This is a genomic window from Massilia forsythiae (assembly GCF_012849555.1).
GTDB lineage: Bacteria > Pseudomonadota > Gammaproteobacteria > Burkholderiales > Burkholderiaceae_D > Telluria > Telluria forsythiae.
Map to the genome: position 1 here is coordinate 3,688,744 of NZ_CP051685.1, position 22,971 is coordinate 3,711,714.

General features: G+C 68.0%; 21 protein-coding genes and 1 pseudogene. 16 read left to right on the plus strand and 6 right to left on the minus strand.

The window, feature by feature from the left end; genetic code table 11:
• The first annotated feature begins 83 nt into the window (after positions 1-83).
• A complete protein-coding gene (gene pssA / locus HH212_RS15835) occupies positions 84-944 on the plus strand; it encodes a CDP-diacylglycerol--serine O-phosphatidyltransferase (protein WP_170203347.1) in 861 nt (286 codons plus the stop codon).
• A gap of 93 nt (positions 945-1,037) precedes the next feature.
• Here the strand turns inward: pssA and HH212_RS15840 are convergent, their stop codons facing one another.
• On the minus strand, positions 1,038-1,856 hold the full coding sequence (locus tag HH212_RS15840; RefSeq protein WP_170203348.1) for a hypothetical protein: 819 nt from the start codon (positions 1,854-1,856) through the stop codon (positions 1,038-1,040).
• A gap of 183 nt (positions 1,857-2,039) precedes the next feature.
• Here HH212_RS15840 and HH212_RS15845 point away from each other — a divergent pair, with 183 nt between their 5' ends.
• The gene (locus HH212_RS15845; protein WP_170203349.1) at positions 2,040-2,945 is read left to right on the plus strand and encodes an alpha/beta hydrolase; all 906 of its coding nucleotides are present in this window, start codon (positions 2,040-2,042) and stop codon (positions 2,943-2,945) included.
• Between the two features lie 432 nt (positions 2,946-3,377).
• On the opposite strand, the gene HH212_RS15850 is transcribed toward HH212_RS15845, so the two are convergent.
• Positions 3,378-3,884 carry a hypothetical protein gene (locus tag HH212_RS15850; RefSeq protein ID WP_229217305.1) on the minus strand — a complete coding sequence of 169 codons (507 nt, stop codon included), beginning with the start codon at positions 3,882-3,884 and terminating at the stop codon, positions 3,378-3,380.
• Positions 3,885-3,979: 95 nt separating this feature from the next.
• On the minus strand, positions 3,980-5,311 hold the full coding sequence (locus tag HH212_RS15855; protein WP_170203350.1) for an Nramp family divalent metal transporter: 1,332 nt from the start codon (positions 5,309-5,311) through the stop codon (positions 3,980-3,982).
• Positions 5,312-5,681: 370 nt separating this feature from the next.
• Between HH212_RS15855 and rpsO the strand changes: the two genes are divergently transcribed.
• Positions 5,682-5,951, plus strand: a complete 270-nt coding sequence (rpsO, locus tag HH212_RS15860; RefSeq protein ID WP_170203351.1) for a 30S ribosomal protein S15 — start codon at positions 5,682-5,684, stop codon at positions 5,949-5,951.
• A 188-nt stretch (positions 5,952-6,139) separates the two neighbouring features.
• Positions 6,140-8,239, plus strand: a complete 2,100-nt coding sequence (gene pnp / locus HH212_RS15865; RefSeq protein WP_170203352.1) for a polyribonucleotide nucleotidyltransferase — start codon at positions 6,140-6,142, stop codon at positions 8,237-8,239.
• A gap of 66 nt (positions 8,240-8,305) precedes the next feature.
• On the opposite strand, the gene HH212_RS27395 is transcribed toward pnp, so the two are convergent.
• Positions 8,306-8,644, minus strand: coding sequence for a DUF5694 domain-containing protein (locus HH212_RS27395; protein ID WP_229217306.1), 339 nt, complete (start codon positions 8,642-8,644; stop codon positions 8,306-8,308).
• A gap of 25 nt (positions 8,645-8,669) precedes the next feature.
• Here HH212_RS27395 and HH212_RS27400 point away from each other — a divergent pair, with 25 nt between their 5' ends.
• The 8 genes from HH212_RS27400 (at position 8,670) to HH212_RS15905 (ending at position 15,897) form a co-directional block, all read left to right on the plus strand.
• On the plus strand, positions 8,670-9,479 hold the full coding sequence (locus tag HH212_RS27400) for a hypothetical protein (RefSeq protein ID WP_229217307.1): 810 nt from the start codon (positions 8,670-8,672) through the stop codon (positions 9,477-9,479).
• Positions 9,480-9,695: 216 nt separating this feature from the next.
• Positions 9,696-10,565 (plus strand): STAS domain-containing protein, encoded by an 870-nt coding sequence (locus HH212_RS15875; RefSeq protein ID WP_170203353.1) that lies wholly within the window; start codon positions 9,696-9,698, stop codon positions 10,563-10,565.
• 2 nt (positions 10,566-10,567) lie between these two features.
• Complete coding sequence (locus HH212_RS15880) at positions 10,568-10,924, plus strand: STAS domain-containing protein (protein ID WP_170203354.1); 357 nt, start codon at positions 10,568-10,570, stop codon at positions 10,922-10,924.
• Positions 10,924-11,391, plus strand: a complete 468-nt coding sequence (locus tag HH212_RS15885; RefSeq protein WP_170203355.1) for an anti-sigma regulatory factor — start codon at positions 10,924-10,926, stop codon at positions 11,389-11,391. The genes HH212_RS15880 and HH212_RS15885 overlap by 1 nt, the downstream gene beginning before the upstream one ends.
• The gene (locus tag HH212_RS15890; RefSeq protein ID WP_170203356.1) at positions 11,379-12,413 is read left to right on the plus strand and encodes an ATP-binding protein; all 1,035 of its coding nucleotides are present in this window, start codon (positions 11,379-11,381) and stop codon (positions 12,411-12,413) included. The genes HH212_RS15885 and HH212_RS15890 overlap by 13 nt, the downstream gene beginning before the upstream one ends.
• Positions 12,410-13,738 (plus strand): ATP-binding protein, encoded by a 1,329-nt coding sequence (locus HH212_RS15895; protein WP_170203357.1) that lies wholly within the window; start codon positions 12,410-12,412, stop codon positions 13,736-13,738. The genes HH212_RS15890 and HH212_RS15895 overlap by 4 nt, the downstream gene beginning before the upstream one ends.
• A gap of 5 nt (positions 13,739-13,743) precedes the next feature.
• Positions 13,744-15,633 (plus strand): ATP-binding response regulator, encoded by a 1,890-nt coding sequence (locus HH212_RS15900; RefSeq protein WP_170203358.1) that lies wholly within the window; start codon positions 13,744-13,746, stop codon positions 15,631-15,633.
• A 75-nt stretch (positions 15,634-15,708) separates the two neighbouring features.
• Positions 15,709-15,897, plus strand: a complete 189-nt coding sequence (locus HH212_RS15905; protein WP_170203359.1) for a hypothetical protein — start codon at positions 15,709-15,711, stop codon at positions 15,895-15,897.
• Between the two features lie 168 nt (positions 15,898-16,065).
• Here HH212_RS15905 and HH212_RS15910 read toward each other — a convergent pair whose 3' ends face one another.
• Both HH212_RS15910 and HH212_RS15915 read right to left on the minus strand, forming a co-directional pair.
• Positions 16,066-17,499 carry a M16 family metallopeptidase gene (locus HH212_RS15910; protein ID WP_170203360.1) on the minus strand — a complete coding sequence of 478 codons (1,434 nt, stop codon included), beginning with the start codon at positions 17,497-17,499 and terminating at the stop codon, positions 16,066-16,068.
• A gap of 11 nt (positions 17,500-17,510) precedes the next feature.
• A complete protein-coding gene (locus tag HH212_RS15915) occupies positions 17,511-18,968 on the minus strand; it encodes a M16 family metallopeptidase (protein ID WP_229217308.1) in 1,458 nt (485 codons plus the stop codon).
• Between the two features lie 269 nt (positions 18,969-19,237).
• Here HH212_RS15915 and HH212_RS15920 point away from each other — a divergent pair, with 269 nt between their 5' ends.
• The 4 genes and pseudogenes from HH212_RS15920 to HH212_RS15935 all read left to right on the plus strand — a co-directional run bounded on the left by HH212_RS15920 (position 19,238) and on the right by HH212_RS15935 (position 22,785).
• Positions 19,238-19,999: a GIN domain-containing protein gene (locus tag HH212_RS15920; RefSeq protein WP_170203362.1), complete on the plus strand. Its 762-nt coding sequence runs from the start codon at positions 19,238-19,240 to the stop codon at positions 19,997-19,999.
• Positions 20,000-20,007: 8 nt separating this feature from the next.
• The gene (locus HH212_RS15925; protein ID WP_170203363.1) at positions 20,008-20,619 is read left to right on the plus strand and encodes a tetratricopeptide repeat protein; all 612 of its coding nucleotides are present in this window, start codon (positions 20,008-20,010) and stop codon (positions 20,617-20,619) included.
• 174 nt (positions 20,620-20,793) lie between these two features.
• Positions 20,794-21,042, plus strand: a pseudogene (locus tag HH212_RS15930) (KGG domain-containing protein); the annotation flags it as partial.
• 120 nt (positions 21,043-21,162) lie between these two features.
• The gene (locus HH212_RS15935) at positions 21,163-22,785 is read left to right on the plus strand and encodes a family 43 glycosylhydrolase (RefSeq protein WP_170203365.1); all 1,623 of its coding nucleotides are present in this window, start codon (positions 21,163-21,165) and stop codon (positions 22,783-22,785) included.
• Positions 22,786-22,971 lie beyond the last annotated feature (186 nt).

A 22,971-nucleotide genomic window follows, 5' to 3' on the forward strand; every position in this document is an offset into this window, starting at 1 on the left:
AAGTAGCGGTTCGCTAACTGGGCGGTGGCACCACTATAATGGAGGCTTCCGCGCCCAGGTGCGCTGCTACCGACGATCAAACCATGGCACCTCTTCCCCGACGCAGAAAAACCGGCGCCGTCAAAGGCCCGGGCTTCGCCCGCTTCACCCGGGGCCGCAAGACCGAGGCCGCGGCCGCGCGCCCGCGCCGCGGCATCTACCTGCTGCCCAATGCCTTCACCACCGCCGCGCTGTTCGGCGGCTTCTACGCCATCGTGATGGCCATGAACCAGCGCTTCGACCACGCCTGCTGGGCGGTCTTCATCGCCATGGTGCTGGACAGCCTGGACGGCCGCGTGGCGCGCCTGACCAATACCCAATCCGAATTCGGCGCCCAGTACGACAGCCTGTCCGACATGGTGTCGTTCGGCGCCGCGCCGGCGCTGGTGATCTACGAATGGTCGCTGCGTGGCCTGGGCAAGCTGGGCTGGATCGCCGCCTTCGTCTACTGCGCCGGCGCCGCGCTGCGCCTGGCGCGCTTCAACACCAACATCGAAGTCGTCGATAAACGCTTCTTCCAGGGCTTGCCCAGCCCGGCCGCGGCGGCGCTGGTGGTCGGCTTCGTGATGATGATGACCGACCCGGACATCAACGTCAGCGCGCGCCGCGTCGACTGGATCTCGTGGGGCATCGCGCTGTTCGCCGGCCTGACCATGGTCACCAACGTGCCGTTCTACAGTTTTAAGGACGTCAATTTCCGCAAGTCGGTGCCGTTCATCGTGGTGTTCCTGATCGCGCTGGCGCTGGCGCTGCTGGCGATCGACCCGCCCAAGGTGCTGTGGCCGCTGTTCGTGCTGTACGGCCTGTCCGGCTATGCGGTGTATTTCTGGCGCCTGGCCAAGGGCAAGCCGGTCAGCATCGTGCAGACCGCGCAAGAATCGAACGATCCGAGCGAGCGGCGCTGAACCCGGCGCCGGCTCGGGCGGCACTGGCCGCAGCGCACCGGCCGCCTGCGCCGCGATCCATCCCATGCGTCGGCATCCGTCCCGAGGCCGGCTTCAATCGCGCGCGGTGCGCCATTGCTGCGCTGCCGCGGGCGTCTCGTGCGCCGGGCAGCTGGTCAACGTCTGCTTGCCGTGCTTCTCGATCATGTCGATGCGGGTGGTGGGCGCGCGCTCGGTAATGCAATAGGTGCCGTTGCCGGTGACGACCTTGCTGCGCCGGTCGCCATTGCCGGTGTTGTTGACCAGTTCCGCCACCCTGGGCGCCTCGAACAGTCCGGGCGCCGCCATGTCCGCCGCGCCTTCCATCCCCTTGCGCATGCGGATCTGCGGACTGTCCGGCGGCGCCACGATGTACGGATAGTTTTCCTTGCGCAGCGTGCGGTCGATGGCGCCTGCGTCGCGCCGCGCGCGTTCGAGGATGCGCGCTGCCGCGCCGGCGCCGGCGGGGGCCGAAGCGGCGCTGCCGGCAGCCGCTTGCGCGCTGCCCGGCCGGTCATCTTGGGCGGTGGATGCGGCGGTGGCCGGCGCGGCCGGCGCCGGAAGCGTGATCGCATTCGGCGCGCCCGCAGCCGCCGCCGGGGAGGGCGCCTGTTGTGGCCGCGGCGGACGCAACGCGGGCGTTGCCTGGCGCCGCATGGCGGTGGCGGTGGCGGGCGGCGCAGGCGCCGCCACGGGTTCGTCTGCCGCTGCCGGCATGCGCGCCGGGGCCGGCAGCGAAATCCATTGCGTCACCGCTTGCGCCCGCTCGGTGTCGACGGGCGGCGCATGGCGCGCCGCCTGCCAGGCGATCGCCAGCGCCATGTGCATGAGCACGGTGAGGACAAGCGCCGTCGGACGGCGCTGGGGGGGCAGATACGGGTCGACGCTCGGCATGGTTGCCCAGTATAGCGGGCGGCGCGCCATGCTTTGTCACACATTCTTGCGTGCCGGTTGGCCCCGCAATCGATGCATTCCCGGACGCGGCCGGACAGGCCGTGGCGCTCGACTGGACTCGCGTGCGTGGCTGGAAGGCCGGCGCCCGCTATACTCGGACATTGTTTTCCACTTGCACTTTATATGAAAAAATTGACACGATTTGCCGCCGGCCTCGGCGCCGCCATGCTGCTGGGCGGCGTGCTGGCCGCGTGTTCTCCCTTGTCCGCGCTGAATGCGGTGTCGCCAAGCGGCCAGTCCAGCGCCAGCGACGGCATCCGCTACGCGCCCGGCGAGCGCCACCTGCTCGACGTGTACCGTCCCGCTGCCGGCGCGGCGGCGGCGCCGGTGATCGTGTTCTTCTACGGCGGCAACTGGGTCAGCGGCGCGCGCCGCGACTACGCCTTCGTCGGCCGGGCCCTGGCGGCGCGCGGCTTCGTGGTGGTGGTGCCCGACTACCGGCTGTACCCGCAGGTGCGTTATCCGGACTTCCTCGACGACGGCGCCCAGGCCGTGGCCTGGACCGAACGCGAGATCGGCAAGTACGGCGGCGACCCCCGTAACGTGTTCGTGATGGGCCACAGCGCCGGCGCCTACAACGCCGCCATGCTGGCGCTGGACGGGCGCTGGCTCGGCAAGCAGGGTATCCGCCCGGATTCGCTGCGCGGCTGGATCGGCCTGGCCGGTCCCTACGATTTCCTGCCGATCGAGAACCGCACCACGCGCCCGGTGTTCGATTACCCGTACACCAAGGCCGACACCCAGCCGGCCAACCACGTGGGCGCGGGCGTGCCGCCGGCGCTCCTGATCGCGCCGAAGAAGGACGATACCGTCAACCCGGTGCGCAACACCGGCGGCCTGGCGGCGCGCCTGCGCACGGCCGGCGTGCCGGTGCGCGAGCTGTACTACGGCGGCGTCAACCACGTGACGCTGGTGGCGTCGCTGTCGTCGCCGCTGCACCGGCTGGCGCCGACGCTGGATGCGGTGGAAGCGTTCGTGCGCAGCGATGGGGGGAGGGTGCCAGCAGCCGGTGCTGCACCCGGAAAGTAAGCGACACCGCGTCGTCCCCGCGCAGGCGGGGATCCATGCCGAGCTCCCAAAATCGCGGTAGCTTGCGTCGCTGTGGCGTTTCCAGCATACCGAATTCTGTCACGATGTATGGGTCCCCGCCTGCGCGCACTACTGTCCAAGATAATCGTTATCTCTGCCTTAAGCAGGTTTTGTTGCTAGCAATAACGTAAAAATCATTCCTAGCCAATAACTCGTCGTCCCCGCGAAGGCGGGGATCCATACTGAGCAAGAAATTTGGTAGCCAGAAGTAATCAGAATGCTTCAAAAATACCAACTTTTGACACTCAGTATGGGTCCCCGCCTTCGCGGGGACGACGGTTTTTAGGCCATCAATACTATCTTGGACAGCAGTGCGCCTGCGCGGGGAGTCGTTTCAGGCAATGCCTGGAACGACGGTTTTCGGGTCTCGGTTCAGCGCAACCGGAACCGGTCGTCATACCGTGGATCCGGCCCGTTGATCATCTGCTGCACCACGCCCTTCTGGTCGAAGTGCACGTGCATCATCGAGTTCCACACGCCCGCCTCCTTGTAGCGGTACGACCAGACCTCGTAGTCGTGGAAAGCCACCCGCGAAAATTCCGCCGGACGGCCGAAGGTGCGCACGATCTCGTCCTTGTCGGTCTTGCCGATCCTGACGGTGGCGAACTTCTCGCTGGTCAGCACCTGTTCGTAGGAGACGAAGCGCCCGTCGGCGTCGACGCGCGCCATGTACTGGAACTGGCCCATCGGCTGGCCGCGGTATTCGAGGATGCGGCCGCCGTCCGGCGCCGGATACACGGCATCCGACCGGCCCAGCTTGGCCTCGACCGCGGGCAGCGGCTCGCCCACGGCGGGCACCTGGCGCAGGAAGGGGGCGCCGCAGCCGCCCAGCAGCAGGGCGGCGCACAGCATGGCGATGTGGTGGGTAGGGCGCATCATGGTCTCGTCGAAGGAAGGATTCCGGACGCATCTTCCATCACGGCGGCCTTCGCGGTCAACCGTGCCGGGGCGATCCGGCCCCGGTCGATCCCGGCTCAGTCGATCCACGCCTTCCAGATCAGGATCACGTTCAGGCTGACGATGGTCGCCATCATGGCCCAGGCCACCACCGCGACGGTGCGCGGGCTGGCGAAGCGGCCCATGATGTCGCGGCTGCTGGTATAGCGGATCAGCGGCAGCATGGCGAATGGCAACTGCAGGCTGAGCACCACCTGGCTGAACAGCAGCAACTGGCCGATACCCTGCTCGCCATAGGCAGCGGTGACGAAGAACGCCGGCACGATGGCGATCGAGCGCGTGATCAGGCGCCGCGCCCACGGCGGCAACTTGACCTGGATAAACCCTTCCATCACGATCTGGCCGGCCAGGGTGGCGGTGACGGACGAGCTCTGGCCGGCGGCCAGCAGGGCCACCGCGAACAGCGTGCTGGCCACTGCCGCGCCGGTGAGCGGCCCGAGCAGGCGGTAGGCATCCTGCAGTTCCGCCACCTGCTGGTTGCCGCTGCCGTGGAACACGGCGCCGGACGTGACCAGGATGGCGGCGTTCACCAGGAAGGCGAAGCACAGCGCCACCACGATGTCGGCGGTGGCGAAGCGGATGGCGCCGGCCTTGCCTTCGTCGCTGATGTCGAAGCGCCGCGTCTGCACCACCGACGAGTGCAGGTACAGGTTGTGCGGCATGACGGTGGCGCCGATGATGCCGATCGCCAGGTACAGCATGCCGGGGTCGGTGACGGTGCGGGCGCTCGGAATGAAGCCGGCCGCCACCGCCGCCCATTCGGGCCGGGCCAGCACCAGGTTAATGCCGAAACACAGGAACACGATCGCCAGCAGGCTCATGATGAACGCTTCCAGGTACTTGAAGCCGAACTTCTGCAGCCACAAAATCAGCAGCACGTCGAGCACGGTGAGCAGCACGCCGATGCTCAGTGGAATGTGGAACAACATGTTCAGGGCGATCGCCGTGCCGATCACCTCGGCCAGGTCGCAGGCGCAGATCGCCAGTTCGCACAGCAGCCATTGCGCCATGGCCGAGCGGCGCGAGGAATGTTGCCGGGTCAGCTGGGCCAGGTCGGCCTGGGCCACGATGCCCAGGCGCGCCGACAGCACCTGCAGCAGCATCGCCATGATGCTGGACAGGCCGACGATCCACAGCAGGGCATAGCCGTAGCTGGCGCCGCCGGCCAGGTCGGTGGCCCAGTTGCCCGGGTCCATGTAGCCGACCGCGACCAGGTAGCCCGGTCCGATGAAGGCCAGGATGCGGCGCCACCAGGGGCCGCTGGTGCGCACCGGCACGCTGCGCTGGGCATTGGCGCCGAGTTCGGCGTCGATGCCGTCCGGCGTGCTGGCTAGCACGGGCGGTGTCATGACATATCCTGCGGCTGGTACATCGAAGCTCCTCGGCAACTATCGGGCGCGGCCTGGACCGCAACCGGTTCATGCAATACAGATCCTCATATTGCGCAGATTTCCATGCTGGTTCTGTTGGCTGGAGCACATTTAGGCAAAGCACAAGATTGTTTTTGCCGGCCGCCTGTTGTATTTCTGATGAGACAAGCATACCGGAAACCCGCAAGAACCCCGCTAATCCCCTGCCGCCAGCAGTGTGAAGCTTGCAAAGCCTAGCCGTGCGGCCGGATTTGCCCTATACTCGCGGGTCTGCCCATGTCGGGCAGGCATTCGAACAATCACGGTGCGCTGGGTTTCGACTCATGCACCGCATGTGAAAGGCAAGATCATGACCGTAGAAACCCTCGACAAAGCCGCCATCATCGCGGACAACGCCCGCGGCGAAAAAGACACCGGCTCGCCGGAAGTGCAAGTCGCGCTGCTGACCGCACGCATCAACGACCTGAACGGCCACTTCAAGGAACACAAGAAGGACCACCACTCGCGCCGCGGCCTGATCATGATGGTCAACCGTCGCAAGAGCCTGCTGGCTTACCTGAAGCGCAAGGACCTGAACCGCTACCGCGACCTGATCGCCAAGCTGGGCCTGCGTAAGTAATCGCTTGTATCGAGCATTGGGCATCGCGCCGAACGCTTGATGGAAAAATGCCTGCGTCAGTCTGACTGCCGCGGGCATTTTTTGTTTTTGTGCTTCCCGATGGCGAGGAAGCAAGGCCGCCACAGCGGCCCGTGGTGAGGTGAACGACAGCGCCTGAAAATCTGTCGGCAAATAGAAAGGGAAATCCCATGTTTAACAAAGTTACCAAGACCTTCCAATACGGCGACCATACCGTCACCCTGGAAACCGGCGAAATCGCGCGCCAGGCCAGCGGCGCCGTGCTGGTGTCGGTGGAAGATACCGTCGTGCTGGCCACCGTGGTCGCCAAGAAGGACGCCAAGCCGGGCCAGGACTTCTTCCCGCTGACCGTCGACTACATCGAGAAGGCCTACGCCGCCGGCAAGATCCCGGGCGGCTTCTTCAAGCGCGAAGGCCGTCCGTCGGAAAAGGAAACGCTGACCTCGCGCCTGATCGACCGTCCGATCCGCCCGCTGTTCCCGGAAGGCTACCTGAACGAAGTGCAGGTCATCATCCACGTGCTGTCGGTGAATCCTGAAATCGATCCGGACATCCCGTCGATGATCGGCGCCTCGGCCGCCCTGTGCGTGTCCGGCATCCCGTTCAGCGGCCCGATCGGCGCCGCCCGCGTCGGCTACGCCAACGGCCAGTACATCCTGAACCCGACCACCACCCAGCTCAAGACCTCGCAGATGGACCTGGTCGTGGCCGGCACCGAGCACGCCGTGCTGATGGTCGAATCCGAAGCGCAGCAACTGTCGGAAGAAATCATGCTGGGCGCGGTCGTCTACGGCCACGAGCAGATGAAGGCCGTGATCGACGCCATCCATGCCCTGGTGGAAGAGGGCGGCAAGCCGGAAGTCGAATGGGCGCCGGCGCCGAAGAACGAGACCCTGATCGCGCAGGTCGCGCAACTGGCCGACGCGAAAATCCGCGACGCCTACCAGACCCGCGAAAAATCGGCGCGCCAGCAAAAGCTGAAGTCGCTGTCCGGCGAAGTGCAGGCTGCGCTGGCCGAGCAGGGCGTGCAGGCGGATGGCGCCGAAGTCGGCAACATCCTGTTCGACATGGAAGCCAAGGTCGTGCGTTCCCAGATCCTGGACGGCGAGCCGCGCATCGACGGCCGCGACACCCGCACCGTGCGTCCGATCTCGATCCGCACCAGCGTGCTGCCGCGCACCCACGGTTCCGCGCTGTTCACCCGCGGCGAAACGCAGGCGCTGGTGATCGCCACCCTGGGCACCGGCCGCGACAGCCAGAAGATCGACGCGCTGATGGGCGAGTACACCGACGACTTCATGATGCACTACAACATGCCGCCGTTCGCCACCGGCGAAACCGGCCGCGTCGGCACCCCGAAGCGCCGCGAGATCGGCCATGGCCGCCTGGCCAAGCGCGCGCTGGTCGCCGCGCTGCCGGCGCAGGACGAGTTCAGCTACTCGGTGCGCCTGGTGTCGGAAATCACCGAATCGAACGGTTCCTCGTCGATGGCCTCCGTCTGCGGCGGCTGCCTGGCGCTGATGGACGCCGGCGTGCCGATGAAGGCGCACGTGGCCGGCATCGCCATGGGCCTGATCAAGGAAGGCGGCAAGTTCGCCGTCCTGACCGACATCCTGGGCGATGAAGACCACCTGGGCGACATGGACTTCAAGGTGGCCGGCACCGCGCAGGGCATCACCGCGCTGCAGATGGACATCAAGATCCAGGGCATCACCAAGGAAATCATGCAGGTCGCGCTGGCGCAGGCCAAGGACGGCCGCCAGCACATCCTGGCCGAGATGCAGAAGGCGATGCCGACCGTGAAGACCGAACTGTCGGACTTCGCCCCGCGCCTGATCACCATCAAGATCAACCCGGAAAAGATCCGTGACGTGATCGGCAAGGGCGGCGCCGTGATCCGCGCGCTGACCGAAGAGACCGGCACCCAGATCGACATCACCGACGAAGGCATCGTGACCATCGCCTCGGTCGACGCCGCCGCCGGCCAGGAAGCCAAGCGCCGCATCGAAGAGCTGACGGCCTCGGTCGAAGTGGGCAAGACCTACGACGGCACCGTGCTGAAGCTGCTGGACTTCGGCGCCATCGTGCAGGTGATGCCGGGCAAGGACGGCTTGCTGCACATCTCGCAGATCGCCAACGAGCGCGTGAACGCCGTGTCCGACTACCTCAAGGAAGGCCAGCAGGTACGCGTGAAGGTGCTGGAGACCGACGAGCGCGGTCGCCTGAAGCTGTCGATGAAGGCGGCCGATCCGGCCGAAGCGGCGCAGTAATACCGGGACGGGCCGCCTCCGCGGCCTGCCGGATGAAAACCGCCGGTGCGCGAGCCCGGCGGTTTTTTATTCGTCCAGCACGCGCGCGGACGGCACGATGCGCACGTCGTGCATCTGGTTCAAATACGCTTCCAGGTACCACTTGTGGCTGGCGCCGACGATCACCAGCGTGCGGCTGCCCGGCTGGAAACCGATCGCCTCGCGGATATTGGCCGCCATGCGCAGGTTGCGCGTTTCCCAGTAGCCCAGGTAGCCGCGGCCGAACTGCTGCGGCGAGGGTTCCTCCAGCGCCGCGCCGAAGTCGCTGTCGTAGACCAGGCGCGCCTGGGCCGGGTCGTTGAGGGCGCGGTACAGCGCCAGCACGCCCTCGGCGTCGCCGACCCGCGCGTCCAGGCGCTCGTCCATCTGCTTGCGCCTGGCCGTGGCCGGATTGTCCCAGGCCCTGGCGATGGCGGCGCCGGCCGCCTTCGGGTCGGCGTCGGGCGCGTCCGCCGTGGTCGTCCATGCTCAGCACGCGTTCGAGGCCGAGGGCGGCGGCCAGCGGCGCCGCGAGCAGGCTGTCCTCGCCGCGCGCGCCGCGACCGCCGCGCCGTTGTTCCAGCGCCGCCACCAGCGTGGCGTCGAGGCCGTCGCCGGCATGGCGTTCGGCCGGCGCCAGGCGCAGCCACTGCACCAGCCCCGACACCGGTTCGCCCCCGGCCAGGAACACGGCGGCCAGGCGGCGCCGCTGCGCCGGTGTCGGGGCGGCAGGCCAGGCGGCCAGCGTGCGCTCGATCTCGGCGGTGGCGGCCGGCACGTCCAGGCCGGTGGCGGCGCGCGCCGGCGCCGGATCCCAGCCGCAATACGCGTCGATCGATTCGCGGTAGCGCGCCGGGTAGCGGCGCATCAGGTCGCACTGCGGGCCGGACAGGTTCTCGATGGCGACGATGCGCGGCCGCCAGGCCAGCAGGCGCTCGTGCAGCAGGCGCAGGGCGGCCGGCTGGAACGCCGGCGGCAGGTACTTCAGGTGGGCGGTGCCCAGCACCAGCACCTCGTTCGGCACGCCCTTTGCCGGACCCTTCAATGCGGCAGGGTCGAAGCGTGCGGCGCCGTCGGGCGCATGCGCGTGGGCGCCGGCGACGTGCAGCAGGGTAGTTGCCAACAGGCAGGCAAGTCGGTTGTGCATTCGGTCGTCCCTTCCGGTGTCGTCGATCATGAAACCGATCCTGCACCGCTGCGGGCACGGGCCGCACAGGAATGAGACAGGCTGCCTGTTTGGCAGGATGAGATGCATTCGACCCATGTCGCGCAACAAATGACGTGCACCCGCGGCAACACGGGAAAATAATTCCTGAGCGCACTTATGAACGGCCCATGGAGTCTATGTAAGGAGTGGTATAGTCTCTCATTTGCAACTTGCTCAACATGTATTGACAAATACGAGCAAAAAACCAGATCGATCACAAAGGAAACATAGATGACCCCTCAGGATTACGCGACCCGCATCAGCCAGATCATCCAGGACCACGAGGCCGAGATCGGCGCGGAGTGGGTGGCGCAATTGGAGGCGTTGACGATGCGCTCGAGCGTCGTATCCAAAGAGCAATTGCGTAATCACTGCCGCCAATTCCTGGCCGCGTTCGCCGCCGCTGCCCGCGCGGGCGAGCTGCAGAACATCGAGCACCGCGCCTGGGACGAGGTGCGCGATTTGCTGGCCGAGATCTCGGCCGTGCGCGCCAAGGGCGGCTCGACCCCGAGCGAAACCGCGACCTTCGTGTTCTCGCTCAAGCAGCCGCTGTTCGCGCACCTGCGCAGCGCATTCGGCGCGGATGCCGCCGGCCTGGCGGACACGTCCTGGACCGTCAACACCCTGCTCGACAAGCTGGGCCTGTTCACCATCGAAGCCTTCCAGCGCACGCGCGACCAGATCATCGTGCGCCAGCAGCAGGAATTGCTGGAGCTGTCGACGCCGGTGGTGAAACTGTGGGACGGCATCCTGGCACTGCCGCTGATCGGCACCCTCGATTCGGCGCGCACCCAGGTGGTCATGGAAAACATCCTGCAGAAGATCGTCGATACCGGCGCCGCCATCGCCATCATCGACATCACCGGCGTGCCCACCGTGGACACGCTGGTGGCGCAGCACCTGATGAAGACCATCGCCGCGGCGCGCCTGATGGGCGCCGACTGCATCATCAGCGGCATCCGCCCGCAGATCGCGCAGACCATCGTGCACCTGGGCGTGAACCTGGAAGACGTGGTCACCAAGGCGACGCTGGCGGATGCGTTCCAGGTGGCGCTGCAGCGCGCCGGCGCGCGCGTGGTCGCCGGCGGCGCGAAGGACTGAGCATGGAACGCATCCCGATCCTGCGCATGGGCGACCTGCTGCTGGTGACGATCCAGGTCGACATGCACGACCGGCTGGCGCTGCAGCTGCAGGACGACCTGACCGAACGCATCGTGAGCGACCGCGCCAGGGGCGTGCTGATCGACATCTCGGCGCTGGACCTGGTCGATTCCTTCATCGGCCGCATGATCAGCAACACCGCGGCCATGGCGCGCGTGCTCGACGCGCGCACCGTGGTGGTCGGCATGCAGCCGGCGGTGGCGATCACGCTGGTCGAGCTGGGCCTGACGCTGGACGGCGTCAAGACCGCGCTGAATGTCGAAAAGGGCATGGCCCTGCTAGGAAAGAACATCGTTTGATGAACGCCGCGCAACAAAACCGGGTCGCCTTCGCGTCCGACGTGCTGGAGCGTCACGGGCGGCTGCGCACTGCGCGCATGACCCTGCCGCTGCGCTCGGACGAGGACGTGGTCGCGCTGCGCCGCCATGTGCGCGAGCGCGCCGTGGCGATCGCGCTGTCCCTGGTCGAGCAGACCAAGCTGGTGACGGCGGCCAGCGAACTGGCGCGCAACACCATCAAGTACGGCGGCGGCGGCGAAGCCCACCTGGACGCGCTGGCCGACAGCCTGCGCCAGGGCGTGTGCCTGGTCTTCGTCGACGACGGCCCTGGCATTGCCGATATCGACCAGGCGCTGCGCGACGGCTTCACCACCGGCGGCGGCCTGGGCCTGGGACTGGGCGGGGCCAAGCGCCTGGTCGACGAGTTCGACATTGAATCACGCACGGGAGAGGGCACGGCCGTGTCCATCGTCAAATGGAAACGCTGATCAGTTCGCTGCAACCGCATATCCCGTTCGCCATCAACCACGCCAGCGACGTCGCCGCCGCGCGCCGCGCCGGCCAGAAGCTGGCCGATGCGCTCGGCTTCAACGAGGTGCAGGCGGGACGCCTGGCGATCGTGATCACCGAAGCCGCCACCAACATCGTCAAGCATGCCGGCGAAGGCATGCTGTACATCATGCGCGCCCAGTCGGGCATCTCGACGCCGGGCGTGGACGTGCTGGCGGTCGACAACGGTCCCGGCATCGCCGACCTGGAAACCAGCCTGCGCGACGGCGTCTCGACCGCCGGCACCGCCGGCACCGGCCTGGGCGCGCTGCACCGGCAGGCCAACGAATTCGACGTGTGGTCGATGCCGGGCAAGGGCGCCGCATTCTTCATGCGCGTGTGGAGCACGCCGGCGCCGCCGGAACCGTGCGGCGTCGAAGTCGGCGCCCTGTTCGTGCCGCTGGCCGGCGAGGATGCCTGCGGCGACGGCTGGGCCGCGTCCTGCAACCCGGACGGCGCCACGCTGCTCGGCGTGGACGGCCTCGGTCATGGCGAGAAAGCGTCCGAGGCTGCGGTGGCCGCCATCCGGGCGCTCGAAGTGCATCCGTCCGCCTTTCCGGAAGAAGTGCTGCAGCGCGCCCACGAGGCGCTGCGCGGCACCCGCGGCGCGGCGCTGTCGGTGGCGCGCATCGAGTACGAGGGCGACGACGTGCGCTTCGCCGGCATCGGCAACGTGTCCGGCATCGTCGACGACGGCGCCGCGCGCCGCGCGCTGGTGTCGCACAACGGCATCGTCGGCCACAACATGCGCAAGGTCCACACCTTCACCGTCGACTGCCCGAGCGGGGCGCTGGTGATCCTGCATTCGGACGGCGTGCAGACCCAGTGGGACCTGCGCGCCTATCCGGGCCTGTACGCACGCGCGCCGGCGATCGTGGCCGGCATCCTGATGCGCGATTTCATGCGCGGACGCGACGATGCCATGGTGCTGGTGGCGCGCCGCCGCGAGAGGTGCGCATGAATGTCCAGCGCATCCTGAACATCGCCCTCGGCAACGACCAGGACGTGGTGCTGGTGCGCCAGCGCGCGCGCCAGGTCTCCAGCCTGCTCGGCTTTTCGCAGCAGGACCAGGTGCGCATCGCCACCGCGGTGTCGGAAGCGGCGCGCGCCGCCTGCCAGATGCGCTTCGGCGGGCGCGCCGTGTTCCAGCTGCGCGACAGCGGCCGTTTGCAGCGCCTGGAAATGGTGGTCAGCGCCGGCGCCGGCGCCTTCGGCCGCCTGCCCGAGGCGGTGGTGGCGACCGCCTGCCGCCTGATGGACGAATGCGCGCTGGACGAGGAAACGCCGACGATCACCATGGTCCGTACCCTGCCGGGGCGCGACCATGTCGGGCCGGAGCGGCTGGCCGAACTGGGCGCCCAGCTGGCCAGGGACAGCGCGGTGGCGAATACCTATCTCGAGGTGCATTTGCAGAACCGCGAACTGGTGTCGACCCTGGCCGAGCTGCGCGAGCGCCAGGAAGACCTGCTGGCGCTGACGCGCGAGCTGGAAGACACCAACCGCGGCATCGTCGCGCTGTACGCCGAGATCGAGGACAAGGCCGAGCGCCTGCGCAAGGCCGACGAGATGAAGTCGCGCTTCCTGTCGAACACCAGCCACGAGCTGCGCACGCCGTTGTCGTCGATCCGCGCGCTGGCCCAGCTGCTGCTGGACCGCATGGACGGCGACCTGACTGAGGAGCAGGAGCGCCAAGTGAAATTCATCGCCAGCGCCGCGTTCGACCTGTCGGAACTGGTCAATGACCTGCTCGACCTGGCCAAGATCGAGGCCGGCAAGGTCGACCTGCATCCGGCGCCGGTGGCGGTCGATAACCTGTTCCGCGCCTTGAAGGGCATGCTGCGCCCGCTGGTGGACGACGCCCGGGTGGAACTGGTGTTCGAGATCGACGGCGAGGTGCCGGTGTTCGAATCGGACGAAGGCAAGATCTCGCAGGTGCTGCGCAACTTTATCTCGAACGCCCTGAAATTCACCGAGCAGGGCAGCGTGCGTGTCGGCGCCGCCTGGGACGCCGCCGGGGAGATTCGCCTGACGGTGGCCGACAGCGGCATCGGCATCAGCCCGGACAACCTGCAGCTGATCTTCGAAGAGTTCAGCCAGATCGAACATCCGCTGCAGCGGCGCAGCAAGGGCACCGGCCTCGGCCTGCCGCTGTGCCGCAAGCTGGCGGCGCTGCTCGGAGGGCGCGTCGACGTGGCCAGCCGGGTCGGCCAGGGATCCACCTTCAGCCTGATCCTGCCGCGCCGCTTCCCGGCGCAGGATCGGCATCGCCAGGACGGCAACCAATAACCCTTATGAACAATCCCTCCCTGATCCTGAACGTCGACGACAACGACGGCGCCCGCTACGCCAAGACCCGCATCCTGCAGAGCGCCGGATTCCAGGTGGTCGAGGCCAGCAACGGCACCGATGCGCTGGCGCTCACGCGCCGCGGCGACATCGCGCTGGTGCTGCTGGACGTGAAGCTGCCCGACATTAACGGCCTGGAAGTCTGCCGCCGCATCAAGGCCGACCCGGACAGCGCCGCCGTGCTGGTGCTGCAGACCTCGGCCGCGCTGACCGGGCGCGCCGACCGCATCCGCGGCCTGGACGGCGGCGCCGACAATTATCTCGCGGCGCCGATCGAGGCCGACGAACTGGTGGCCAACGTGAATGCGCTGCTGCGCATGCGCCATACCCAGGGCGCGCTGCGCGAGAGCGAGGAGCGCTTCCGCCAGCTGACCGACAACATCGAGGACGTGTTCTGGATGTTCTCGCTGCCGGCGCGCAAGCTCGAATACGTCAGTCCGGCCTACGCCGCGATCTGGGGCCGCGACGCCGACAGCCTGGCGCGCGACCCGGCCAGCTGGATGGAAGCGGTGCATGCCGGCGACCGCGACTACGTGGCCTCGCTGTGGAGCGCGGTGCAGGAGGTGCCGCACTACGACGCCGAGTACCGCATCGTGCTGAGGGACGGCGCCGTACGCTGGGTGCGCGACCGCCTGTTCCCGGTGCGCGACCGCCGCGGCGAGGTATACCGGGTGGCGCGCGTCACCAGCGACATCACGCGCCGGCGCGAGATGGAAGGCTTGCTGCGCGCCGCCGACAACAACAAGAACGAGTTCCTGGCGACGCTGGCGCACGAGCTGCGCAATCCGCTCTCGCCGATCCGCAACGCGGCGGCGCTGCTGGGCGCCACCGGCGCCGGCGCCCAGGAACGGCAGGCCAAGGCGCGCGAGGTGATCACGCGCCAGGTCGACCACCTGGCGCACCTGGTCGACGACCTGCTGGACGTGGCGCGCATCTCGGAAGGCAAGATCGTGCTGCGCAGGGAAGAGGTCGAGCTGGGCGCCGTGATCGCCCAGGCGATCGAGACCGCCGGTCCCCTGATCGCGGCGCGCGGCCACCAGCTGGAAGTCGATGCGCCGGCCGAGCAGGTATGGGTCGACGGCGATCCGGTGCGCCTGGCGCAATCGATGGGCAACCTGCTGCACAACGCCGCCAAGTTCACGCCGACCGGCGGCAAGATCCGCGTCGGGGTCGAGGTGGATGGCACCGTGGTGCGCATCGCCGTGCAGGACAACGGCATCGGCATCGCCGAGGACAATCTGTCGCGCATCTTCGGCATGTTCACCCAGGCCGCGCTGCCGCCAGACCGCGCCCAGGAGGGACTCGGGATCGGCCTGTCGCTGGTGTCGCGCCTGCTGGAGATGCACGGCGGCCACCTGTCGGCGGCCAGCCCCGGCATCGGCCTGGGCAGCACCTTCACGGTGGAGCTGCCGGTGCTGCGCACCGCCCAGCCGCAGGCGCAGGAAGAGGCCGGCGCCGCCTTGCCGGCCCCGGCCAGCGGCGGGCGCCGCGTGCTGCTGGTGGACGACAACGTCGACGCCATGGATATGATGGCCTTCCTGCTGGCCGAGATGGGCTACGACCCCACCACCACCACCGACGGCGGCAACTTGGTGCCGCTGGCGCTGGAGCGGCATCCGGACGTGATCGTGCTGGACATCGGCCTGCCGGGCGTGGACGGCTACGAGCTGGCGCGCCGCCTGAAGCAGCATCCGGAACTGAAGTCGATCCGGCTGGTGGCGCACACCGGCTACGGCTCGCCCGAAGACCGGCGCAAGGCGCACGAGGCGGGGTTCGATGCGCACCTGGTCAAGCCGGCCGAGCTGGCCGACCTGGAAAAGGCCTTGCAGGGGTAGGGTGCGTCACCGCACCGTTGGCGCGGCCATGGCGGTCTAAGCTGGCTGCGTCACCCACACCGAACGGAGGCCATCATGCCCAAGGGCGCCAGTCCGAAACGCGAAGCCGAGTACAAGAAGCTCGAGACCGAATTCAAGAAGGAACACCGCTACCCCGGCCGCGAGGAAGAAGTCGCCGCGCGCATCGTCAACAAGCAGCGCGCCGAGCATGGGGAAACCAAGGAATCGGCGCACGGCGGGTCGAAGCAGTCGGCCAAGAAGTAAGCCGCTCCCGCGTCGTCCCCGCGCAGGCGGGGACCCATACTGAGGTCCTAGAGTCGACAGCTTGGAAGCATATGCTGTCTTTTCAATAAATCGGGTTTAGTTACTCACTATGGGTCCCCGCCAAGGCGCCCGGCCAGGGCGGGGACGACGTGATTTCGCGGAGTGACGTCATTTGTCGGTGACGGTAAATTCACCGAACGCCTTCAGCTGTTCCCCCACCGCCTTTCTGTCCCCCACCACCACGATCGCCTGGTTCTCCGGCGCGAAATACTTCTTCGCCACCTCGCGCACCTGCTCCGGCGTGACCTTCTCGATCAGCGGCACGTACTGCGCCAGGAATTCCGGCGGCAGGCCGACCAGCCAGTTGTTCGCCAGCGTGCCGGCCACGGCGCGCTGCATCTGGTTGCTCAGCAGGTAGTTGCCGGCCACGTAGCGCTTGTGCATGCGCATCTCGTCGGGCGCCACCAGTTCGCTGCCGATGCGCTTGTATTCGTTGAAGGTTTCGGTGAGCGCGGCGCCGGTGACGTCGTTGCGCACGTCGGCGCCGCCGACGATGCTGCCGCCTTCGCGCAGCAGGCGCGCACCGGCCGAGGCGCCGTAGGTATAGCCCTTTTCCTCGCGCAGCTTGATGTTCACGCGGCTGGAAAAGCCGCCGCCCAGGATCGTGCCGGCCAGGCGCAGCGGCACCTGGTCCTGGGCGGTGGCGGCGATGCCGGGCCCGCCCAGGCGCACCGTCGACTGCACGCTGCCGGCGCGTTCCAGCAGCAGGCGCACCGGCTTGACGCCGCCTGCCAGCGGCGGGACTTCCGGCGCGGCCTCGCCGCTGCCCTTCCAGTCGCCGAACGCCTGCTGCGCCAGCTTCATCGCATCGGCTTCCTTGATGCGGCCGGCAATCACCAGCAGCGCGCGCTCGGGGCGGAAGCGCCTGGCGTGCTCGCTGCGCAGCAGCGCCTCGTCGGTGGCGCCGATCGATTCCGCGGTCGGCTGGGTATGACCGTACGGGTGTTCGCCGTACACCGTACGGCTCAGCGCGCGCTCGGCGCGAAAGCGCGGCTGGGTCTCGGCCACGCGCAGCGACTGCAGCGCGTTGGCCTTGGCCAGCGCGACTTCGCCGGCCGGGAACGACGGCGTGCGCGCGACCTCCGCCAGCAGCCCCATCATGGCGCCGGCCTGCGAAGCCAGGGCGTTGGCCGAGACCGAGATGCCGTCGGCGCCGGCGCCGGCCGCCACCGCGCCGCCCATGCCCTGGGCGGCTTCGGCGATGGCGCGCGAATCGCGCCTGGCCGTGCCTTCGTTGAGCAGGCCGGCCAGCAGCTCGGCGAAGCCCGGATGCGCGGCATCGTCGGCGCCGAAGCCGGCGCCGCGCACGGCCAGCACCATGTCCACGCGCGGCACGCCGGCGCGCGGCACCACCCACACCTGCAGGCCGTTGGCCAGGGTCTTCCTGCCGATGTGCGGCGCCGGCAGCGGCTTGTCCTTGCCGTAGGCGGGCATGCCGGCCGGGGCCTTGGCGGCTGCCGCAGCATCGGCTGGCGGCGCCCCGTGCGCGCCGGCGCTTGCCAAGGCGCCGGCAACGGCCAGTGTCAGCATCAGTTTGTTCATCGAGGCGCTCCTCATTGTTTGGTGCCGGCCGGCGGGGTGCCGGCAGCGGGCGTGGCCGGTTTGCCGGCAGGGGCGGGCGCGGTCGCCGCGGCGTTGGCCGGCGTCGGCGCGGCCGGCGAGGCTGGCGTCCTGGCAGCCGGCCTGCGGTCGATCACGGTGCGGTTGGCCGGCACCAGGTAAATCGCGGCCACACGCTGGATGTCGCCGGAAGTGACGCCGTCGATCCAGCCCGGCACCTTGTTGACCACGTCGGCATCGCCCCACAGCGTCTGCAGCTTGGCCAGGGTGTCGGCGCGGCTCAGGAAGTTTTCCAGGCGGTTGTTCCAGCTGGCCAGCATGCGCGTCTTGACGCGCTTCAGGGTGGCGGCGTCGACGCCGTTTTTCGCGATCTTGCCGATCTCTTCGTCCATCGCCGCCAGCATGGCGTCGGCGCTGCCGTTCGGCTTGTACAGGCCGGTTACCGTGAACAGGGTCGGACCGTCGTATTCGAACGGGCCGGTGAGGCCGAAGCCGCCCGATACGTTGAGCGCGATCTCGCGGCCCTTGACCAGGCCCTGGTACAGCAGCGAGGCGTCGCCGCCGGCCAGCAGCTCGGCCAGCATCGCCATCGGCGCCTGGTCGCGGCTGGCGCGCGCCGGTACCTTCCAGCCGGCGGCGACCGCCGGCACCTGGGCCAGCGCGTCGCTCTGCTCGATGCGCTTTTCCTGCGTGTTCAAGCCTTCGCTGAAATCGCTCGGCTTCGGGGTTGGGCGCGCCGCGATGGCGCCGAAGTACTTCTGCGCCAGGGCGAAGCCCTGGGCCGGGGTGAGGTCGCCGGCGATCGCCAGCACCGCGTTGTTGGGGCCGTAGTAGTCGCGGTGGAAGGCGCGCACGTCGTCCAGGCTGGCGCCTTCCAGGTCCTCGAAGCTGCCGTAGCCGTCGTGGTTGTTTTCCCACTTCTGGAACGCCAGCTGGCTGATGTCGATCCACGAGAACGCGCCGTAGGGCTGGTTCTTGACGTTGACGCGGATTTCTTCCTTGACCACGTCCTGCTGGTTCTTCAGCGTGGCCGGGTTGAAGTCGAGCGTCTTCATACGGTCCGCTTCCAGCCACAGGATCGGCTCGATGCTGGACACCGGCGCGGTCTCGATGTAGTTGGTGAAGTCGGGCCGGGTGGAACCGTTGTTGTTGCCGCCCCCGCCGGTGATGGTGCGGTCGAACACGCCCTTCGGCGCGTTCGGCGTGCCCTGGAACATCAGGTGTTCGAACAGGTGGGCGAAGCCGGTGCGGTTGCGCGGCTCCAGCCGCATGCCGACGTGGTACACGACCGACACGCCCACGGTGGGCGAGCTGTGGTCTTCGGAGACGACGACCGTCAGGCCGTTGTCGAGCTTCTTGACGTGGACCGGCAGTTTCCACTGGTCGCTGCTCGCGGCGCAGGCCGGCAGCGAAAGGGCCAGGCCGGCCAGCAGAAAGGGTAATTGGCGCATGCGCATCGATGACCTCTTGGTTGGGTGTGCCGCTTATCTTAACGTAATGCAATGCAAATACGGAAATGTATGCATGTCGAGGTCGAGACGGTGGCGGCGCCGGCGCCATGCCTGCCGCACACCGGTCGCATCCATGCGTCGCCTGGGTGGCCGTTTTTGCATTCCGTCGCAATCCGCTGGGCGCCTGTTCCGTTACCCCGTATTCTTGTCGTATCGGCCACCCGCGGCATGGGCGGCATTCGACAAGAACAAGACGAACGGGAGAATGCATGAACAAGATGGTCACGCTCGGCATGGCGCAACTGGGCCTGTGGGCGGCGCTGGGAATCGCGCAGGCCGCGCCCGAGCCCGACACCCAGGTGCGCGTGGTCGACGCGCGCGTGGTGCGCGTGCGCCTGGACGGCGCGGTCGACCTGCGCATCCGCCAGGGCGGCACCCCGAGCCTGACCCTGAGCGGCGATCCGCGCTGGGTGGCCAGGACCACCACCGAGCAGCGCGGCGACACGCTGCGCATCGATTCCGAGATGCAGGGCAGGATGCGCCTGGGTTCGCTGCACGCCGAACTGATCCTGCCCGCGCTGCGCGAGGTGGTGTCGGAAAGCCTGGGCGCGACCGAGGTCACCGGCTTTTCCGGCGACGACCTGGCGCTGACCCTGGACGGCGCCGGGTCGATGCGCGTGTCCGCCAGCTACCGTACCGTGAGCGCCAACCTGGGCGGCATCGGCAGCATGCAGCTGCAGGGCCTGGACAGCGAGGTCGTGTCGCTCAGCCTGCAGGGCGCCGGCTTCGTGATGCTGAGCGGACGGACGCGCCTGCTGAAGGCCGACCTGGCCGGCCTGGGCAACCTGGACGCCCAGCAGTTCAGCGCCGATTCGGTCGACGTCGACCTGTCCGGCCTGGGCAACGCCAGCGTGACGGCGCACCGCAACGCCAACCTGAACCTGTCGGGACTGGGGTCGGTCACAGTGTATGGCAAGCCGCTGAACCGCAAGGTGGCCCTGGACGGCCTGGGCAAGGTGAGTTGGAAGTAATCCGGACGATGAAAAAACTGACCATTGCAATCCTGTTCGCGCTCGGCCTGCACGGCAGCGCGCTGGCCGGGCTGGCCGAGGGCGCCAGCGCCTACAACGCCCGCAACTATGCGCTGGCCCTGAAGGAAGTCACGCCGCTGGCGCAGGCCGGCAACGCCGAGGCGCAGCACCTGCTGGGCCTGATGTACTACATGGGACGCGGCGTGCGGCGCGACTACAGGCAGGCCTTCGCCTGGCACTACAAGGCGGCCCAGCAGGGCAAGGCCGACGCCCAGTACGTGGTCGGCGCCATGTACTACACCGGCAACGCGGTGCCGCAGGACCAGCTGCTGGCCGTGCAGTGGTTCCGCAAGGCGGCCGAGCAGTCGCACCCGGACGCGCAGTACGCGCTCGGCCTGATGTACCGCTACCACGTGGCCGGCATGCCGCAGGACATGGTGATCGCCTACATGCTGTGGAACCTGGCCGCCGCCAGCGGCCACCGCAACGCCACCGAGCAGCGCGCCGTCATCGCGCGCCAGATGAGCCAGGAGCAGATCGAGGAGGCGCAAGCCCTGTCGCGCAACTGGAAACCGGGCACCGCCTTGCCGACGCAGTCCAGGACCGGCAGCAGCGCCTGAGCGATCCGGTATCGCCGCCATGGCCCAGGTGCAGGCCCACGCGCCATGGAGCGCGCGTCCTACGCCGGCATGGCGTGCGCACGCTGGGCGAACCCGGCCGCTGTGGCTACCATGGATTGGTCCCGGCCGGTCATGTCGACCAGGCAGCGCGGACATCCACCAGCGGAGGCGATCATGGCATCGAATAAACAGGGCGGCGGCAACAAGCAGAGCAGCGGCAACAAGCAGGGCAGCAGCAACAAGCAAGGCAGCGGCAACAAACAGAGCGTGGGCGGCGGGCGCGGCTTCGCCTCGATGGACCCGCAGCGCCAGCGCGAGATCGCGGCGCAGGGCGGCCGCGCCGCCCATGCCTCGGGCAATGCCCACGAATTCACGTCGGAAGAAGCGCGCCGCGCCGGTTCGATGAGCCACAAGAACGACGGCAAGCGGTGATCGGCGCGCCGCCATGCGATCGGCCCCGGAAATCGCTCGCTTGTGCATGAAACCGATTTCATATACCCTTGCCCGCATTTCAATTCCGCTAATCGAAGGGCAGGGGACGGCATGGTGGACGACGCACGCAGGAACACATTCAAGACGCTGCTGGCGGGCACTGCCGCGATGACTTCAGGACCGGTGCTGGCCCGGCCGGCCGCCGACGCACGGCATGGCGGCGCGCGGCCACCCGCCTGGGGCAGGGGCATCGAAGGCCAGCGCAAGGCCGACCGCGGCGACGGCACCTACCTGAATCCGATCGTCTCGGGCGACCATCCCGATCCGACCATCCTCAAGGACGGTGCGGACTACTACATGACGTTTTCGTCGTTCTTTTCCTATCCCGGCATCGTCATCTGGCACTCGACCGACCTGGTCAACTGGGCGCCGGTCGGCCCGGCCCTGCACAAGCCGCTCGGCACCATCTGGGCGGTCGACCTGTGCAAGCACGACGGCCGCTACTTCGTCTACATCCCGGCGGCGCCAGATGGCAATACCTGGTCGATCTACGCGATCTGGGCCGACCGCATCGAAGGGCCGTGGAGCGATCCGGTCGACCTGCACATCGCGGGATGCATCGACCCGGGCCACGTGGTGGGCGAGGACGGCAAGCGCTACCTGTTCGTCAACGGCATCCGCCGCATCCGCCTGAGCGACGACGGCCTGTCGACCGCCGGGCCGGTGGAGCCGGCCTACCAGCCGTGGCGCTATCCCGAGGACTGGGTGGTCGAGAATTTCGCGCCCGAGGGGCCGAAGCTGCTGCGCCATGGCGGCTGGTTCTACCTGGTCACGGCCGTGGGCGGCACCGCCGGGCCGGTGACGGGACACATGGTGATCGCCGCGCGTTCGAAATCGATCCACGGCCCGTGGGAGCATTGCCCGCACAACCCGCTGGTGCGCACGCAGAGCGCCGATGAACCGTGGTGGTCGCGCGGCCACGCGACGCTGGTCGAAGGGCCGGGCGGCGACTGGTGGATGGTGTATCACGCCTACGAGAACGGCTACCGCACCCTGGGCCGCCAGACCCTGCTGGAACCGATCGAATGGACCGCCGACGGCTGGTTCCGCGCCAAGGGAGGTGACTTATCGAAACCCCTGCCCAAGCCGCGCGGCGGCAAGGCCGGCCCGTCCGGGCGCGCGCTGTCCGACGACTTCAGCCAGGACCGCTTCGGCACGCAATGGTGCTTCCACGATCCGGCGCCGGACGAGATGGGCCGGGTGCGGCGCGATGCACGCGGCCTGGAAATCCGCGGCAAGGGCACGTCCCCGGCGGACAGCGCGCCGCTGGCCTGCATCGTCGGCGACCGTGCCTACGAAGCCGAAGTGACGATCGAGCTGCTGGGCGAGGCCGAGGGCGGCCTGCTGCTGTTCTACAACCACAAGGCCTTCGTCGGCGTCGGCTTCACGCCCACGACGATCCGCACCTTCGAGTACGCCGAGGAACAGCCGTGGATGAAGATCGCGCGCGCCGCCACGCGCGTGCGCGTGCGCATGACCAACGATGCCAACGTGGTCACCTTCCGCTACTCGTACGACGGCGGCCGGACCTGGCTGCTGCACGGCCTGCGCATGGAAGTGTCGGGTATCCACCATAACGTGTTCGGCGGCTTCCTGAGCCTCAAGATCGGGATCTACAGCGCCGGGCAGGGTGCGATCCGGCTGAGCGATTTCCGTTACAGGGCGCTGGTGTAGACAGCGCGGAACTTGTCGACACCGCTGTTGTGGACGATATCGCTGGCTTATGAAGCGTCGTCCCCGCGCAGGCGGGGACCCATGCTGAGCAACAAAAATCGGTACATTGGAAGCGACGCGAACGCTTCACGAATATCGACTTTAGAAACTCAGTATGGGTCCCCGCCTTCGCGGGAACGACGATCG

What these genes read in the sequence shown, in the direction of transcription:
- HH212_RS15915 (WP_229217308.1), bottom strand. Translation starts at nt 18,968, where the DNA reads ATGCGCCAATTACCCTTTCTGCTGGCCGGCCTGGCCCTTTCGCTGCCG.
- HH212_RS15875 (WP_170203353.1), top strand. Translation starts at nt 9,696, where the DNA reads ATGACCCCTCAGGATTACGCGACCCGCATCAGCCAGATCATCCAGGAC.
- rpsO (WP_170203351.1), top strand. Translation starts at nt 5,682, where the DNA reads ATGACCGTAGAAACCCTCGACAAAGCCGCCATCATCGCGGACAACGCC.
- HH212_RS15890 (WP_170203356.1), top strand. Translation starts at nt 11,379, where the DNA reads ATGGAAACGCTGATCAGTTCGCTGCAACCGCATATCCCGTTCGCCATC.
- HH212_RS15935 (WP_170203365.1), top strand. Translation starts at nt 21,163, where the DNA reads ATGGTGGACGACGCACGCAGGAACACATTCAAGACGCTGCTGGCGGGC.
- HH212_RS15880 (WP_170203354.1), top strand. Translation starts at nt 10,568, where the DNA reads ATGGAACGCATCCCGATCCTGCGCATGGGCGACCTGCTGCTGGTGACG.
- HH212_RS15905 (WP_170203359.1), top strand. Translation starts at nt 15,709, where the DNA reads ATGCCCAAGGGCGCCAGTCCGAAACGCGAAGCCGAGTACAAGAAGCTC.
- HH212_RS27395 (WP_229217306.1), bottom strand. Translation starts at nt 8,644, where the DNA reads ATGGACGAGCGCCTGGACGCGCGGGTCGGCGACGCCGAGGGCGTGCTG.
- HH212_RS15920 (WP_170203362.1), top strand. Translation starts at nt 19,238, where the DNA reads ATGAACAAGATGGTCACGCTCGGCATGGCGCAACTGGGCCTGTGGGCG.
- pnp (WP_170203352.1), top strand. Translation starts at nt 6,140, where the DNA reads ATGTTTAACAAAGTTACCAAGACCTTCCAATACGGCGACCATACCGTC.
- HH212_RS15840 (WP_170203348.1), bottom strand. Translation starts at nt 1,856, where the DNA reads ATGCCGAGCGTCGACCCGTATCTGCCCCCCCAGCGCCGTCCGACGGCG.
- HH212_RS15885 (WP_170203355.1), top strand. Translation starts at nt 10,924, where the DNA reads ATGAACGCCGCGCAACAAAACCGGGTCGCCTTCGCGTCCGACGTGCTG.
- HH212_RS15855 (WP_170203350.1), bottom strand. Translation starts at nt 5,311, where the DNA reads ATGACACCGCCCGTGCTAGCCAGCACGCCGGACGGCATCGACGCCGAA.
- HH212_RS15910 (WP_170203360.1), bottom strand. Translation starts at nt 17,499, where the DNA reads ATGAACAAACTGATGCTGACACTGGCCGTTGCCGGCGCCTTGGCAAGC.
- HH212_RS15895 (WP_170203357.1), top strand. Translation starts at nt 12,410, where the DNA reads ATGAATGTCCAGCGCATCCTGAACATCGCCCTCGGCAACGACCAGGAC.
- HH212_RS15845 (WP_170203349.1), top strand. Translation starts at nt 2,040, where the DNA reads ATGAAAAAATTGACACGATTTGCCGCCGGCCTCGGCGCCGCCATGCTG.
- HH212_RS15850 (WP_229217305.1), bottom strand. Translation starts at nt 3,884, where the DNA reads ATGATGCGCCCTACCCACCACATCGCCATGCTGTGCGCCGCCCTGCTG.
- HH212_RS15925 (WP_170203363.1), top strand. Translation starts at nt 20,008, where the DNA reads ATGAAAAAACTGACCATTGCAATCCTGTTCGCGCTCGGCCTGCACGGC.
- pssA (WP_170203347.1), top strand. Translation starts at nt 84, where the DNA reads ATGGCACCTCTTCCCCGACGCAGAAAAACCGGCGCCGTCAAAGGCCCG.
- HH212_RS15900 (WP_170203358.1), top strand. Translation starts at nt 13,744, where the DNA reads ATGAACAATCCCTCCCTGATCCTGAACGTCGACGACAACGACGGCGCC.